The following is a 15,345-nucleotide window of genomic DNA, read 5'->3' on the forward strand; positions in this document are numbered from 1 at the left end:
TTATAGGGAATTAATCCGAAAGGTTATCTTAAAAACCAACATTGTATATAAATATTCTTTAAGCCTGGCCGTTAGAAGAATTTTCGACAGAGTTCTTGCTTGTCCGATTGCAGTCGATTATTCGAAATTTAAGTGTGGAAATTAAAGGGGTTAGCTTTTGGTTTGCCGAATATAGTGTGAAGAGATACAGCCGGAGGAACGTTGATGAAGCTTAAAATGAGTATACTGGTAGGGCTAGCCGTATGGCTTACGGCATGCTCTGTTCAAACGGAGAAAGCGGTAATCCCGCAAATTACTCCGTCAGCCGGTGCAGCTGAAGGGTCTGTAGAATCAGATAACCCGGAAAATACGGATACGGTCAAGAAAGATCTCTCGGTAAGAGCGGTGGCTTCCCATCAGGCAGGCACACTAATGATACAACCAAAAAGTCAAGCGACGGTAGCTGTGCTAGGTGCTCCTAGCTGCTACGGGCTCGAAACCGATTTAAGCTGGACGGGGGATTATGAGGCAATTTGGAAACCTGCAGCCGGGGGGACTCCCGTGAATGTATTGTCTTTTCCTGAAGACCTGGAGATTATTGAGCCAACCGACGAAACGATTAATCTGCAAATGCTCACAATCGGAGATACCGATTTTTTTACGTACTATCCGCGTTATACGGATTGCCATGCGCTTGAAGCTTATCTTTTTGGAGTGGAGGACGGGCAGGTTTTTCCCGTTACCTTCGAAGATGAGACGGGACAGCTCACGAACAGCTTCTTCCAGCATCCGCATTATCCGCTGCAGGTGTCCGGCAATAATGAGCTTGTCATTACGGGCGGCGAAGGCGGAGGGCAGGCGTTTATCGAGGTGTGGCATTACGACTATGATTCCGGGCAGCATAGGATGAAGTTAAGCAAGACTGAGCAAGTGCAGCCTCGAGATCTCTTACCGTTCACCAATTAAAGGGGGGATTAACCATGAAGGAGAAGGAAGAATTAAAGAAGGAGGAATCAACGACTACATCCTCCGTCGTATCCTTTAATGAAGCTACGGATCATTATCAGAAGATTATGGGGCTTCCGAATCAACGGGCGGATTTAAAAAGCATGCCAAAGGCATTGCGGTGGTTCTCTTATTTCTTCTACGCGGTTATCATTCTTGGCGCATTGCTTTTTCTAGTCTCCTGGTTCATTCATAGGTAAGTTCTTTTAAGCGGAGCTGCGAGGCTCATTCTAGATTGTGCCAACAGCTAGCTCAAATAAAATTTAAAGGAAGCCGCCGATCAGCGGCTTTTTTCCTGTTACAGCTCTGTAAGGAATGCGAGCTTCATGCTACCCAAACGCTTGAAAGAAGTGTATACTTGCCCCAACTTCTTATCCTGAATGAAAGCTAGGGAGGGCTGCAGACATGTTGCTGGATGAGAGATATCTTACGTTATATGAACGCTTCGGAGGCGAAGCGGAGCCTGTCGAGGTTGCTCTTGAGGAATTATCCGAAATGTTATACTGCACGCCGCGTAACGCCAAGCTTATTCTCAAGAAACTGCAAAGCGAGCAGCTGATTGATTGGCTCCCGGGAGTAGGCAGAGGCCACCGGTCCAAAATCGTATTTCATGCCGCCAAAGAACCCTATCTATTGGAGTTTGCCACACATACATCGGAACAAGGGGATTACAAGCGCGCTTTTGATCTTATTACACAATACGGCAACGGTACGAATGCCAGAATCAAGTTTCTGGAATGGCTCGACAATCAGTTCGGCTATAAGAAAGAAGAGACGGGAGAAGGTGAGCAATGTCGGGATTCACTGATCTTCCCCGTATTAAAAGCACCCCTGACGCTTGATCCAGCCGATCTGCTTTACTCCTTTGATTCCCACCTGATTCGCCAGATTTTTGACCGACTGTTAAGGTTTGACGAGCAACTGGGGAAGATTGTGCCAATGCTCGCCCACTCCTGGAGTTCAAATCCGGATGCCACGGAGTGGACGTTTTATCTCCGTAAAGGCGTCCGTTTCCATAACGGCCAGGAGCTAACCTCAAGAGACGCGCAGTTTACTTTCCAACGACTTCAGGGGGAAACGGCGAATAGCTGGCTATTGCGAGAGGTTAAAAGCATAGAGACGATTGGTTCTCGCGTGCTACGGATCAAGCTTAACCGAGAGAACCGGATCTTCGATCGATTTATGTGCTCAGCTGCTACGGGTATTATTCCATTCGAATTTGCCGGCATGGAAGAGGAGAAGTTTTGGAATCAGCCGATTGGGACGGGTCCTTTCCAGCTCACGAAGTGGATGAACGGTCGAATTAGGCTGGATGCCCATGATGCTTATTTTCAGGGCAGACCTTATCTGGATGAAGTGGAAGTCGTTATCATGCCGGAGGACTGCAGTCAAGAGATCGATAAGCTTGCGAAGGTGCATCATAGTCTGGATACGATGAGGATGGACCGGGAAAGCACGAAGGAAGAGTGGCAGGAGATTGAGAAGATCTGCCAAGGCTGCGTTCTTCTGAATTGGAACGTTGCTGCCCAAGGGCCACAGCAGTCCGAGCCCTTCCGCCAGGCTGTACGCCGGATACTGCACCCGCAGGAGATGATCGACGAGCTTGGCGGCGAAAGGGCGATCCCCGCGTTTGGCTTTAGGCCGGAGCAGAATGACTCGCAGGAGCTTGAGCCAGTCCAGCCAGAGCAGATTCGCATTCTTTTGCATGAATCGGGTTACGGCGGAGAGAGTTTACGCTTTGCTTTTCATCCGAAGTACGAGGAGGACGGCGCTTGGGTGATGAACCGTTTGGCCGATTGGGGAATTCGGACGGAGAAGCTGCCTTACGATTGTTTAATGCAAGCAGACTTCTGCATCTCGGGGCTCGTATTTCCGGAGGATGAAGTATGCGAAATCGAAGCTTACGAGCATCGCGATTGCGTGATGAAGAACTTTTTTGATTCGGAGAGGAAAGAGTGGATAATCAGCCGGATCGATATTGCCGTAGCAGTCGAGTCCATGAATGAACGACGCCGGATACTTAAAGAAATAGAAGAGCGACTCCGGCAGGAAGCGGTGGTATCCTTCCTGCACCACAGACGTTTAAGCACGTATTTGCATCCTTCCGTACGCGGGGTGAACTTGAACCCTTTAGGTTGGATTGACTTCAAGGATGTTTGGCTGGAGGAGCATGACTAATAGTTTTGAGATAACGGCAGCCGGCAAGCTGCCGTTTTACGTTATTCCAACATTCACAATAGATGAAAGCAGCAGGGATATAATGTTAAACATTCCTTAATCCGATACTAATTAGAGTATTTGATTAGATAAATGGGAGTGTTTTAACTTTGAAAATTTGGCTGTTAGATTATCATCCATCCTATAATCACTTTAAAATTAGCAACATGGATGATTACGAACGATTAACATTCAATGGAACACCGTTAAGTGAGCAATGGAAAGCTCCGGAAGTGATTTTGCATGAGAATGGCAAACCAAGTGACATTATGGGCTGTCATAAGGGGGCTCTTCTTATCAATCAACGAGCAAAGGATGTGTTTGAAACCACCATTCATACCGGAGAAGCAGAATTCCTTCCTTTGGAAATTGAAGGAGCTGCGTACTACTTCATGCACGTGCTTAACCACGTATCCTGCATTGACGCCGAGAATAGTCTGATTAAGAGGTTAAACGGAAGTAATATCATTTCGGAATACACGGAATATGCCTTTTATGAGGAGCTTGTTAAGCCGCATAACATTATGCGTGTAAAATTTCACGAGGGTGATAGAGTCGTAAATTATCCTTTTGTCAGCGACCATATTCATGAAGCTATTATCAACTCAGAGCTGAAAGGTTATCAGCTTATTGAGATATGGGATTCTGCCTTCAGTTGGCAAGACAAACAAAAGAAGTTCAATGCTATGGTCCAGCAAAGCAACCTGGAGCGTATAAAGACGTTTAATTATCCAACAGCCAGAAAATATGTGGAGAAAAGAAAAATAACCGCATATAGCGATCGATGGGCAATGCGATTGGATGATCATGGACGTTTTCAACTTGGCGAGCTGCTCCTTGATGGAACCTATTCATGGATATATCCTATCTTCATCCCTCCAGTATTGCTTGGTCAAGTGTGGGGAATCAAAGAGCAAGACCAGTCTGGTCTATTGAACAGGGTTGTGAAGGCGATATTTAAAAATGAAAGATAAGGTTATGAGGTTTTTCACCATTGTTGTTTTAGGAATAATAATGATTTTTTCAGCGGCATCATGTTCAAAGGAGAATACAGAAAAGGAAACCAGCCATATAACTAATTACGAGGATAAGTGGTTCAATCCAACCTTAGACGAAATTGGCTTATTGGCAGATCAAGCGGGTTTAGGTTCTTACTGGACTATTATAAAGCAACAAATTAAACCAGGATTCTATATGGTTCCTAAAATGGTAGATGAAGAACAGATCGGTATTGGAACCAGTAAAATCGGCGGGCATCCAGATGTTCCGTCCTCGTTCATTTGGCCTTCCTGGGAAGGGCATCCCATGTCATTTCTGGCACAAATCAATTTGGAAGAGTTTCCTATGGAATCTGTGAATCCGGAATATCCAGCAAGCGGGATTTTGTATTTCTTCTACGTCTATGATTATGAATTATGGTATGATAACCCGAAATTTGATTCTCAAAAAAGGAAAAACAATCTGGTATATTATACTGCGGATACTTCGCAATTAACTAGAATGGATCCACCCGAAGCATTAACGGAAGAACAGGTATTCAAGTCGGGAATTATCGAAAAAAAACTCGAATTAACGATTCCGGATGGAGATTATTTGCAACAAAATAAGATTCTTAAAAAGAAAGATGTTCTGGATAAATATTCACTTGTTTTTAAAGCTAAGTTTCAAGAAACATATGATGTTGAAATTGGTTATCGCTTTTTAGGGCATATGACAGCTCTGCAATACGGAGGTTATCCCCAAAAAGATATTTTATTATTTCAAGCAGATTCGAACATTGAATTGGGGATGGAATGGGATTTGTCCGGACTTCTATACTTCTTTATTAATGAGGATGATTTCAAAAAGTTGTCGTTCAAAAACGTCTACACGGAACGGGTAGGAACATAAAGCTGTTTCGCTAAGCAGTCTCGATACATGAGGCTGCTTTTTGTTATGGGAAAAATTTCAACAAAAAATTTGCGAAAAACTGCACATATTTATCGATTTGTTACGTCTGATAGATGTGGATGTCATCTTAATGGTTGTACTGAAAATATTTACTTCTAGTATTTACGCAGCTGTTGCATTTATAATGGGCTATCATCGAAAGGGTGAAGTCCGCAAAGAAAGGATGGAACTTGTGAAGAAATTTTTTGGTATTATAGGTGTCTTTATTCTCGTTTGGGCAATTATCTCGGGTATCTTTATGTTCTTTACAGATTCCGGATACCGTCTTCGGGCGATGGCGGCGGAGACCATATTATCGTCACAACACCGGCAGTGGGCGAAGTACACTTTTTTACCGCAAACTGACTTGGACGCTATGCTGGAAAATATAAATAATCCGAATTACGTGAACAGCGCATCGGGATCAGGCGATTTAGGCGGCATGGTGAACGTAAAGTCGGATAAGGATTTGCACGTGCATGTGGAGTCGATTGAAAGTTATACCAATCCCACGCATTATTACAAAGGTAAAGTCATCACCATATCCAATCCGAATCGGGTAAAGCTGGTAAGCTCGAAGCTTAGTGACCATGGCGAGCAAATCTTTGTGATCGCGAAGCGGGCAAAAGCACTTGCCGCCATTAACGCGAGTGGCTTTGTCGACTTGGATGGACACGGCAACGGCGGAGCTTCTACCGGTGTCGTTATTGAAGACGGCGTTATTAAAAGCCAGAATAAGAATACAAAAGAATTTGTTGCCGGCATAACCAAAGATGGCGTAATGATTACCGGCAAGTATAGCGCGAATGAGTTGGTTAACTTAGGGGTACAATATGCAGCAGGCTTCAAACCGCAGCTTATCGTAAACGGTCAAAAGATGGTTGACGGTGACGGCGGTTGGGGTTGGGGTCCCCGAACGGCAATTGGCCAAAAAGCCGATGGCAGCATCATCTTTGTCGTGATTGACGGCCGTCAGACTCGTTCGGTTGGCGCTAGTATCAAGGAAGTGCAGGATTTGCTCTACGAGCGTGGAGCTGTAAATGCCATGTGCATGGATGGCGGTTCTTCCTCTTCGATGTATTTTAACGGCGATAACATTACGATTCCTTCTTCCCGCAATAATATTCCCCGTTATCTGCCGAATATTTGGGCTTTGATTCCGCAAGCCGGCGATACCCTTCACGTTGACGTGGATGGGAAAGACGTAACTTCGTTTGAAGGTCTTGGCTTGTAAGATTTAGTGCAAAACCTCCCGTTGGAATGGCAACATTCCTTCGGGAGGTTTTTTATTATCGAAATCCTTGAAGCTAACCATCAAATACTCTCCATAATCGTCTTGAACGATTGTTGCTATAATGAAACAACTACGGGAGAAGGAGCGATAAGGATGATCACACATACCGTTGCGCAACTCGGGAGATACGTTGAATCGATACCTTTGCAATTAAGAGCTTGGTCTGAAGAGAGGATGACAACGCCGCGAGGCATTGGAAAATGGTCCAGTCTTCAAATTCTCGGACATCTTTGCGATTCGGCGATCAATAATTGCAGAAGAATCGTTGAGGCTACGACTGCCGCAGGACCATATGTTATTACTCCATATAACCAGGACAAATGGGTTGAAGCGCAGCAATATGCATCGGCGCCTGCCGAAGAAATTATTGCCTTATGGGAAAGCCTGAACCAAGCGATAGTGAGAGTGATCTCGGCAGTGCCCATTGATACGTTAACGACCTGCCGCATTCAACTGCCTAACGGCGAGACGCATACGCTGGAATGGTTGATAAAAGATTACCTTGAGCATTTGGAGCATCATCTTAAGCAAATCTCTCCCGATTTATTATTAGGGTAACTCCTCCTTCATGAGGAGTTTTTTTATGCAGTTAAAAGAGCTTTAAAAGTACATAACCTAACGTGAAAATACAGGAATGTGCATCAAGCACAATTTATCGCTCCTCATTTAGTATCTCTTCTATATTTGATGTTAGAAATATTGACGTAAAATTAACAATGACCTATATTACCTCTAAGCTTTCCGAAATGATAGGTTGCATTCGTTCGGCAAATTGGGGGAGGGTCTTGGCATGAAGAAGCTCATTATGGTTGCAGCGGCAGCATTGCTTGTCTTTACGGCTGCTTGCTCGAAGGAAACAAAGACGAATTCAACGGAAGAAGGCGCTGTCGCAAGCGGTGACCAGACAAAACCTAGAGTCGCTTTTGTCTACCTTGGCGTTCCGGGGGACGGAGGCTGGACTTACGAGCATGATCAAGGCCGCAAGATGATGGAGAAAGAGCTTGGCCTTACGGCAACTACGGTTGAGAACGTACCGGAAGGGGCAGACGCGGAGCGCGTATTCGAAGAGCTTGCCGAGAAGAACGATATTATCTTTGGCACAAGCTTTGGCTACATGGATGCGATGGTTGCCGTAGCCAAGAAGCATCCCAATGTGAAGTTCCTACACGCAAGCGGCTACAAAACAGCCGACAATCTTGGCACCTACCTGGGCAAGGAATACCAAAGCGCTTATCTCGTAGGGATGGCAGCAGGCAAAATGACGAAAAACAATCACCTCGGCTATGTTGGTGCTTATCCGATTCCGGAGGTGATTTATACGATCAACGCGTTTGCGCTAGGCGTGCAAAGCGTTAACCCGGAAGCGAAGGTAGACGTCGTGTGGAGCAATACGTGGTTCGATCCAACAGCCGAGCGTCAAGCGGCGACAAGCTTGCTCGACAAAGGCGTAGACGTCTTGGCCGCTTACCAGGATTCGCCGGCAAGCATTCAGGCCGCTGCCGAACGCGGAGTATGGGGAATCGGCAACGACTCGGATATGAGCAAATACGCGCCGGATTATTACATTTCCAATCCGAAATGGAACTGGGGCCCTTATTACGTACAGACCGTAAAAGCCGTTATGGACGGCACCTGGAAGTCCGACAGCTATTTCGGTTCGATGAAGGACGGCATTACGGATATCGCTCCGTTCGGCAAGAACGTTCCGCAGGATGTCAAAGATCTGGTTGAAGCGAAGAAGAAAGAGATTCTAGGCGGAAGCTTCGATGTGTTTAACGGCCCTATAGCCGATCAGAGCGGAACAGAAAAAGTGCCGCAAGGCAAAGAGATGACCGTAGACGAGATTTTGAACATGAACTGGTTCGTCAAAGGCATTGAAGGGACCATACCGCAATAGTCCAAGACAGAAGGGGAAGTGGCTGGCATGATTAGAAAAGATCCCGTACTCGAGCATGAATGGCATCCGGTAGCGATTGCCTCCGATGTCAGCGACACTCCCAAGCAGGTTATTGTCCTGGGAGAGAAGGTCGTCATCTTCCGTACGAAGCAAGGCGTTAAAGCCATGAAGGACCTTTGTATTCACCGCGGTGTTCCGCTGTCGCTTGGTCGCGTGGACAACGACGAGATCGTCTGCGCTTACCATGGCTGGCGGTATGACGGTGAAGGGCGATGCGTCTGCATCCCGGCCCTGCCTAAATCGCAGGCGATTCCGCTCAAAGCGAAAACGCAAACTTATTTGTGCCAGGAACGGTACGGTTTTGTCTGGGTCTGCCTAGGAGAGCCAAGAGAGGATTACCCGCCGCTTGAAGGAAAAGTGGAGGAGGAGCTTCTGCCAATCTGGATGGGACCTTACCCGGTTCAAGCATCCGCTCCGCGTGTCATCGAGAATTTCCTGGATGTCTCGCATCTGATGTTTGTGCATGAAGGTCTGCTTGGCGACAGTGAATTTGCCGAAATTAATGACTATAATGTACATCAGGTAGATGGAGCGCTTGTTACGGATGAGATCGTCGTCTACCAGCCCGACCCTGACGGACGCGGAATCGGCGTCGACAACCGGTATATCTACGAGATCTATACGCCATGCTGCGTCAAGCTGGTGAAGGGTAGTGTTGGCTCTGACGAGATCTTTCATTTGTTCTTGATTGTACTCCCGGAGACGGAAACGACCTGTACGGCGTTTATGCTGCAGCTCCGCAACTATGCGCCGGACGTTCCGGATCAGGTATTTATCGATTTCCAGAATACGCTGCTCGAGCAGGACAAACGAATTGTCGAAGAGCAAAAGCCGGAGCTGCTGCCGCTTGATCTGCAGGCGGAGCTGCATCTCAAATGCGACCGCGTCGCCATTGCTTACCGGCGCAGATTGAAGGAATTAGGCGTAACGATCGGAACCGAATAAGTTTAAAGAAACGCCAATATCCATGCTTCGGGGCTGGATATTGGTTTTTTTTATTTAAGGCGACCACAAAGTTCTTGATAATAGGATATAAAGAGTTTAATATACCCGTGGGGGGTATGTTGTTTTAATCCGTATTTTTCTTTGGAGGTAAAAGATGAAAACAGTCATGGTAGTGGAGGATGAAGTCAAAATCCGGGATGTTATCCTATCTTATTTGAAAAAAGAGGGCTTTAAGACGCTGGAAGCTGCCACAGGAAGCGATGCATTAGAAGCGCTGCGGAATAGCTCGGTTGATCTCGTTATACTGGATCTAATGCTACCGGATATGGACGGAGAGCAGGTTTGCTTAGCAATAAGGAGGATGAACTCAATGCCTATTCTTATGCTTAGCGCAAGGGCGTCGGATAATCATCGTATTAAAGGGTTGTCGATTGGTGCGGACGATTATTTGACTAAGCCCTTTGACCCGCGCGAAGTCGTGGCACGGATCCGGGCAATATTGCGCCGAACGGACGACAGTCAGCTGCTTGCCGACCGTTCATCCTTTAATCAAGGACATCTGGAAATCGATTCGCTAAAACAAATGGTATTTTGCCATGGGGAACCGATTAACTTAACGCCAAACGAATATAAGCTGCTTCTAACGTTGGCCAAATATCCGCAGCGTCATTTTACGCGTAATGAATTGGTGGATAAAGTGCTTGGCTATGATTATGAAGGCGATATCCGCGCCATTGATCAACATGTGAAGAACATCCGCTACAAAATCGAACCGGATCCGAAAAATCCTCTATATATCCGAACCGTCTACGGTTCGGGCTATCGTTTTGCTGGGAGCGGAAGATGAGCAAACGACTTCATAACCGCCTCGCTGCCATTATTATCGGAACTGCCGCGTGTATCTTGTTCATTTCGACGCTAAGCACCATGTTGGCCACGCATTACCATCTTTCGATGTACCATGAGATAGAGGGGGTGACCCATGATTTACCCCGATTGGATTATCACTTGGAGAAAGCCTTGTTGCAATCGATTGCCTGGACGTTTGCGGGTTCCTCAATACTTGCGATTTTGATTGGATTCTATATCGCCAAACGAATATCTAGACCGCTTGTGAAAATGAAACAGGCAGCTGAACGCATGTCGGATGGGAATCTTGATGTTCGGGTTGTCACAAGCGGCAACGATGAGCTTGCGGATCTTGGCACTTCGCTTAATGAATTAGCTTCACAGCTTTATCGGCAAGAGCAGCTAAGAATCAACATGATAGAAGACATTGCCCATGAACTAAGAACTCCGCTTGCCACATTAAAAAGCCACATGCGTGCCTTTGAAGACCGGATATGGGAACCAACTCCCGAGCGTATACATGCTTACTATGAAGAGATTGATCGGCTGGTAAATATGGTTGCTGAATTGGAAGACTTGACCTATATAGACTCGCCTTCGTTTCGCCTGGAACTTAAGCAAGAATCCTTGCATGCCCTGATCCAACAGGGAGTGGAGCTTGTTGCTGCAGCCTATCTGGAAAAAAAGGTTAGCCTTACTTATCAAGCCGGTCCAGATATCCATGTTATTGTTGACCGCAACCGCATGATTCAAGTTCTGGTCAATCTGCTCAGTAATGCTCTAAACTATACTCCCGCAAACGGACAAGTAGTCATTGAAGTTGTTGAAGTAGCACAAGAAGCGCAGATTCGCATTGTTGATACGGGCAAAGGAATTAACAGAGAGGATTTGCCTTATATCTTTGAGCGGTTTTATCGTGCAGACAAATCACGGAACGGGAGAAGCGGCGGCAGAGGCCTAGGTTTAGCGATAGTGAAAAAGCTGGTAGCCTCCCACGGAGGACGGGTATGGGCGGAAAGTAGCCACGGAACCGCGATAATGATTCGTCTCCCTAAACAGATATAGTCCCGAAAAGAATATGATTCGTTCTTCTACACAAGATCTACATAAGTATGGGCTAAACTTATAAACATCGAGATCGTAAAAAATTAATTATAGGAGGCCACGCAAAAATGAAGAGAATTGGGATATTAATCCTAACGGTTGTGATCCTATCGCTCTTAAGCGCATGCGGGGATAACGCAGCGGAAACCAGTAGCAATATGGAGCATTCGGGTATGAATCATTCAGGATCAAATGAAGTGCCGGCAGGTTTGAAAGAAGCTGAAAGCCCTACTTTTAAGCCTGGTAGTAAAGCTATTATGCAAGATGACCACATGAAGGGTATGAAAGGGGCAGTTGCGACGATAGTTGGAGCTTACCAAACAATAGCATATGCTGTTAATTACACACCAACAACTGGCGGGGAAAAAGTAATGAACCATAAATGGGTCATTCAACAAGAGATTAAAGATAATGGCGATAAAATCTTGAAACCCGGTACGAAGGTTATGCTGGAAGCTGATCATATGACGGGCATGAAAGGGGCGACGGCTGAAATTGTCTCCGCTGAGCAAACGACCGTTTATATGGTTGATTACACGCCAACGACTGGTGAAGCACCTGTGAAAAATCATAAGTGGGTAACGGAAAGCGAGCTTTCGCCTTCAAAATCATGATGGGCCGTAATGATATATGAAAATGCTTTTCTTTAAAGATCAGTTGAATAGAGGAGTCCCATGAGTCATGAAAATGAGGATGGGACTCCTCTACTTTTTTATTCGTCTATTCAGATTCCCTGTTGACTTATGGGGCAGAGGACTTTATACTCCACTTATTAAAAATGTTTTAAAAAGTATTTGCTAAAAGGAGTGGGAGCATGTCATCTCACACGCATAATACGATTCAAGTGAAAAAGATGAACGTAGAACTGGTCAAAAACGCCTTGAAGGCTCAAGGGATTGCGACAAAAGCATCGATTGCCGGACTAACCAAGTTAAGCGTGGCTACTTGCGGGACGATTCTGAATGAGCTGCTTGCCATCGGCGAGATCATTGAACTGGAGCCGGATGGGGCAAACGGCGGAAGACCAGCCAAGCAGTACAGATACAATGCTAATTATGGCTGCGTTATTTGTCTGCTTGTCAGGACGGAAGGCGGCATCCATTCCATTGGCTACAGTATAGTGAATTTGCTTGGCGAGACGATTAACGAGACAACATTGGAGCTGCCTCGCATCGACACGGATGTTATTGATCGGTTAATTGAAGGCCTAATCAACGACAATGAGAATGTGCAGGCCATCGGCATCGGAATTCCTGGCGTTGTTCACCGGGGAGTTATAGGAGTATGCGATGTACCTGCACTTGCCGGACAGCCTGTAGGACCTTATCTGGAAGACAAGTACGGGATCCCGATTACGGTCGAAAATGACATGAACATGACGGTCTACGGCTTCTACCATCATCAAAATTTTGAGGAAGACAAGACGTTTGCGGTGGTGACGTTTCCGAAGAATCACTTTCCGGGAGCCGGCTTTATCGTGGACGGCCGGATTTTGTCGGGTAACACGACATTTGGCGGCGAGGTTTCGTTCCTGCCATTCGGTATTGCGCGAGAGGAGCAACTGCGGCAGCTGCATACGGAGGAAGGCTTTATCCGGCTGGCGGTTATGACGTTAACCTCCATTATTGCCATCATTAATCCGGTAACCATCGCGATAACGGGCGAGCTGCCGCGCGAGTCGCAGCTGAAGGAGCTGCATGAGGGCTGTCTGAAGGATATTCCGGAGGAGCATATGCCGCAGCTTCTTATTCAGAACAACACGCATCGGGAGTACATGACGGGACTTGTTACGGCTACGCTGGAAAGCCTTACCTACCGGCTTCAGGTCACGGAGAAAAGATAACAGGTTAGGAGCAAGCGAAGAGTGGAAAAAAGTATAGGCAAGTTCAACAAGATTTACGCCATGCAGCTGGCAACCATATTTATCGGATTCATCATTTTCGGTTTTTCGGAGAATATTAAGGGCCCGGCAATACCGCGCATTCAATTCGACTATATGCTGAATGAGTCCCAGCTTGGCACCTTATTATCTTTAAACGCCTTGGGTTATTTGATTGCCTGTTCGTTTACGGCCTATTTGACGAAAATATGGGGGATCAAATGGGTTACCGTTGCCGCATTCGCCTCAATGGCCTTTTCCGGCATTCTTATCTTCTTCTCCCATCATTATTCGATGTTCTCGGCTTCGTATTTCCTTATGTACATCGGCAATGGGATGCTGGAGATTGGCCTCGCTATTCTAAGCGCCCGGATTTTCGTCAGAAATACCGGTACAATGATGAACATGACGCATGGCTTCTACGGCTTAAGCTCTACGGTTGCGCCGCTGATCGCAACCGGCCTGATGAAAGTGACAATTGCCGGGCATACGCTGGACTGGCGCGGAATGTATCTGGTGATGTTGATGTTGTCCGTGATTCCGATTGTCATTGCTATGCTCAGTAAGTTCCCCGGTGATGACATCTCGCATGAAGACCGTGTTCCTTTAAAGACTCTGTTGAAAGACCGGGTACTGTGGTTAATGGTGCTTGTGCTGACGTTTGGAGTTGTATCGGAGCTTGCCGTTGGCGGCTGGCTCGTTAACTTCCTGGAGAAAGCTTATAACTGGGATACCGTGAATGCTTCCGGCATGTTGTCTATTTTCTTCTTATGCTTTGCGCTGGCGCGTCTGCTGCTTGGTCCGCTGACGGACCGGATTGGCTTCGTGTTATCTCTCATCATCTTTTCCGGGTTTTCGGCATTATGCACCTTTACCGCTATCGCTGGCGGCGAGAACGTTGCGTTCCTGTTTGCCGCTTCCGGTGTCGGGATTGCGATGATCTATCCGACGGTAATGGCGTTTATCGCAAAGCGCTATCCGAAAGGCAGCGATACGGCGATCACCTTTACCGTCACGATGATGGGATTAGGCAGCGTAATCGGCAATTACCTGATTGGCGGAGTTACCGAGCTCGTCAAGCACATAGTCGGCGAAAATTCGCCAAACAGCTTGCTTCGCGGTCTTCAAGCCGGCTACGGCTTCATTGGATTATGCGCGGCATTATGCGCAATTACCGGAATTATTCTTTATATTCATTTGTCCAAAAGGAAAGAAATCATTTAAGATAGAAAATTTAAGATAGAAACGCCAATATCCAAGCCAATAAGGCAGGAGATTGGCGTTATTTTATGTATGGAATCGCAGCTGCACACTTGTTTAGAATAAAAGAAGATCTTTTACACATGATCTTGATACGCGCGGTTAGCCATAAATGAATAGAGAGGGGATATAGCCTCGTGATAATCAATTCGAATCTTGAAAAGTATGAAGCTTTTATTCGCGGATTGCCGCTTAAGCCCCGATACTCGCCTGATGACTTGCTGGTTCCGGAATTATGCGTGTTACGGGAAGGGCCGATAGAGATGTATTATGCCCCGCACAACGATTACAGCAATCCCTTAGCCAGAATAATGATCGTTGGCCTCACTCCAGGCTGGAATCAAATGGAGATCGCTATACGAACAGCGAAGCTGGCTATGCTTGAAAACAAATCCGCGCAAGAAATATGCAAAGAAGCAAAAATGGCTGCGCGATTTGCCGGGTCCATGCGAAGCAACCTGATCCAAATGCTGAATGAATTGAGTTTGCATACGTATTACGGCCTTGCGGACAGCAAAGCATTGTTTGAAGATAATTCCCCTCTGCTTCAGACAACTTCCTTGCTTCGTTATCCCGTCTTTGTGAACAAGAAAAATTACAGCGGTCATAACCCCGAGCTTTCAAAAAACGCCTTGCTCTACAACTATGCCTATCAATTAATTAACAGCGAGCTTCACGCCTTGTACCATACTCCGCTTATTATCCCATTAGGGAAAGCGGTGGAAATGGTATTTAAGCGATTGCTTGGCGAAAAAAAGATCGGCGAGAAGCAAGTTTTATGGGGATTTCCTCATCCATCCGGCGCGAACGGTAATCGTCTGCGACAATTTGAGCAATCAAAAATGGAAATGGAGAAGATGATTAGAAATTTTGTACGGCTGCAACAATAGCTCACGTTAATCCGTTTACATATTAAGGAAATCATTC

Annotated in this window: 15 protein-coding genes; all 15 read left to right on the forward strand. The window is 46.3% G+C overall.

All coding sequences use genetic code 11. The annotated features are described in order from the left end of the window. Window positions 1–204: 204 nt before the first annotated feature. The 15 genes from WFJ73_RS12325 (at window position 205) to WFJ73_RS12395 (ending at window position 15,308) form a co-directional block, all read left to right on the forward strand. On the forward strand, window positions 205–945 hold the full coding sequence (locus tag WFJ73_RS12325; RefSeq protein ID WP_336773341.1) for a hypothetical protein: 741 nt from the start codon (window positions 205–207) through the stop codon (window positions 943–945). A gap of 14 nt (window positions 946–959) precedes the next feature. Beyond that, a complete protein-coding gene (locus WFJ73_RS12330) occupies window positions 960–1,184 on the forward strand; it encodes a hypothetical protein (protein WP_336773342.1) in 225 nt (74 codons plus the stop codon). 205 nt (window positions 1,185–1,389) lie between these two features. Beyond that, the gene (locus tag WFJ73_RS12335; RefSeq protein WP_336773343.1) at window positions 1,390–3,162 is read left to right on the forward strand and encodes an SgrR family transcriptional regulator; all 1,773 of its coding nucleotides are present in this window, start codon (window positions 1,390–1,392) and stop codon (window positions 3,160–3,162) included. A gap of 149 nt (window positions 3,163–3,311) precedes the next feature. Next, window positions 3,312–4,175 (forward strand): imm11 family protein, encoded by an 864-nt coding sequence (locus WFJ73_RS12340; RefSeq protein WP_336773344.1) that lies wholly within the window; start codon window positions 3,312–3,314, stop codon window positions 4,173–4,175. Continuing rightward, on the forward strand, window positions 4,165–5,091 hold the full coding sequence (locus WFJ73_RS12345; protein WP_336773345.1) for a YwqG family protein: 927 nt from the start codon (window positions 4,165–4,167) through the stop codon (window positions 5,089–5,091). Before WFJ73_RS12340 ends, WFJ73_RS12345 begins: the two co-directional genes overlap by 11 nt. Before the next feature lie 232 nt (window positions 5,092–5,323). Next, window positions 5,324–6,364 carry a phosphodiester glycosidase family protein gene (locus tag WFJ73_RS12350; protein ID WP_336773346.1) on the forward strand — a complete coding sequence of 347 codons (1,041 nt, stop codon included), beginning with the start codon at window positions 5,324–5,326 and terminating at the stop codon, window positions 6,362–6,364. A 153-nt stretch (window positions 6,365–6,517) separates the two neighbouring features. Continuing rightward, window positions 6,518–6,982, forward strand: coding sequence for a DinB family protein (locus WFJ73_RS12355; protein ID WP_336773347.1), 465 nt, complete (start codon window positions 6,518–6,520; stop codon window positions 6,980–6,982). Window positions 6,983–7,214: 232 nt separating this feature from the next. Beyond that, window positions 7,215–8,321: a BMP family ABC transporter substrate-binding protein gene (locus WFJ73_RS12360; RefSeq protein ID WP_336773348.1), complete on the forward strand. Its 1,107-nt coding sequence runs from the start codon at window positions 7,215–7,217 to the stop codon at window positions 8,319–8,321. Between the two features lie 27 nt (window positions 8,322–8,348). After that, a complete protein-coding gene (locus WFJ73_RS12365) occupies window positions 8,349–9,326 on the forward strand; it encodes an aromatic ring-hydroxylating dioxygenase subunit alpha (RefSeq protein WP_336773349.1) in 978 nt (325 codons plus the stop codon). A gap of 154 nt (window positions 9,327–9,480) precedes the next feature. Beyond that, the gene (locus WFJ73_RS12370) at window positions 9,481–10,173 is read left to right on the forward strand and encodes a response regulator transcription factor (RefSeq protein WP_336773350.1); all 693 of its coding nucleotides are present in this window, start codon (window positions 9,481–9,483) and stop codon (window positions 10,171–10,173) included. Then, window positions 10,170–11,240, forward strand: coding sequence for a sensor histidine kinase (locus tag WFJ73_RS12375; RefSeq protein ID WP_336773351.1), 1,071 nt, complete (start codon window positions 10,170–10,172; stop codon window positions 11,238–11,240). Before WFJ73_RS12370 ends, WFJ73_RS12375 begins: the two co-directional genes overlap by 4 nt. Before the next feature lie 107 nt (window positions 11,241–11,347). Beyond that, a complete protein-coding gene (locus WFJ73_RS12380; RefSeq protein ID WP_336773352.1) occupies window positions 11,348–11,893 on the forward strand; it encodes a YdhK family protein in 546 nt (181 codons plus the stop codon). A gap of 200 nt (window positions 11,894–12,093) precedes the next feature. After that, entirely contained in the window at window positions 12,094–13,122 is a 1,029-nt protein-coding gene (locus WFJ73_RS12385) for an ROK family protein (protein ID WP_336773353.1), read from the forward strand. Between the two features lie 60 nt (window positions 13,123–13,182). Then, window positions 13,183–14,382, forward strand: coding sequence for an MFS transporter (locus WFJ73_RS12390; RefSeq protein ID WP_442955948.1), 1,200 nt, complete (start codon window positions 13,183–13,185; stop codon window positions 14,380–14,382). Window positions 14,383–14,555: 173 nt separating this feature from the next. Further along, entirely contained in the window at window positions 14,556–15,308 is a 753-nt protein-coding gene (locus tag WFJ73_RS12395; protein WP_336773355.1) for a hypothetical protein, read from the forward strand. Window positions 15,309–15,345 lie beyond the last annotated feature (37 nt).

Source organism: Paenibacillus sp. MMO-58 (genome assembly GCF_037146255.1).
In the GTDB taxonomy this organism is placed as follows: Bacteria; Bacillota; Bacilli; order Paenibacillales; family Paenibacillaceae; genus Pristimantibacillus.

Excerpts from the sequence above, each read along its gene's own strand:
- WFJ73_RS12325 (WP_336773341.1), top strand. The coding sequence starts at position 205 with ATGAAGCTTAAAATGAGTATACTGGTAGGGCTAGCCGTATGGCTTACG.
- WFJ73_RS12330 (WP_336773342.1), top strand. The coding sequence starts at position 960 with ATGAAGGAGAAGGAAGAATTAAAGAAGGAGGAATCAACGACTACATCC.
- WFJ73_RS12335 (WP_336773343.1), top strand. The coding sequence starts at position 1,390 with ATGTTGCTGGATGAGAGATATCTTACGTTATATGAACGCTTCGGAGGC.
- WFJ73_RS12345 (WP_336773345.1), top strand. The coding sequence starts at position 4,165 with ATGAAAGATAAGGTTATGAGGTTTTTCACCATTGTTGTTTTAGGAATA.
- WFJ73_RS12355 (WP_336773347.1), top strand. The coding sequence starts at position 6,518 with ATGATCACACATACCGTTGCGCAACTCGGGAGATACGTTGAATCGATA.
- WFJ73_RS12360 (WP_336773348.1), top strand. The coding sequence starts at position 7,215 with ATGAAGAAGCTCATTATGGTTGCAGCGGCAGCATTGCTTGTCTTTACG.
- WFJ73_RS12365 (WP_336773349.1), top strand. The coding sequence starts at position 8,349 with ATGATTAGAAAAGATCCCGTACTCGAGCATGAATGGCATCCGGTAGCG.
- WFJ73_RS12370 (WP_336773350.1), top strand. The coding sequence starts at position 9,481 with ATGAAAACAGTCATGGTAGTGGAGGATGAAGTCAAAATCCGGGATGTT.
- WFJ73_RS12375 (WP_336773351.1), top strand. The coding sequence starts at position 10,170 with ATGAGCAAACGACTTCATAACCGCCTCGCTGCCATTATTATCGGAACT.
- WFJ73_RS12380 (WP_336773352.1), top strand. The coding sequence starts at position 11,348 with ATGAAGAGAATTGGGATATTAATCCTAACGGTTGTGATCCTATCGCTC.
- WFJ73_RS12385 (WP_336773353.1), top strand. The coding sequence starts at position 12,094 with ATGTCATCTCACACGCATAATACGATTCAAGTGAAAAAGATGAACGTA.
- WFJ73_RS12390 (WP_442955948.1), top strand. The coding sequence starts at position 13,183 with ATGCAGCTGGCAACCATATTTATCGGATTCATCATTTTCGGTTTTTCG.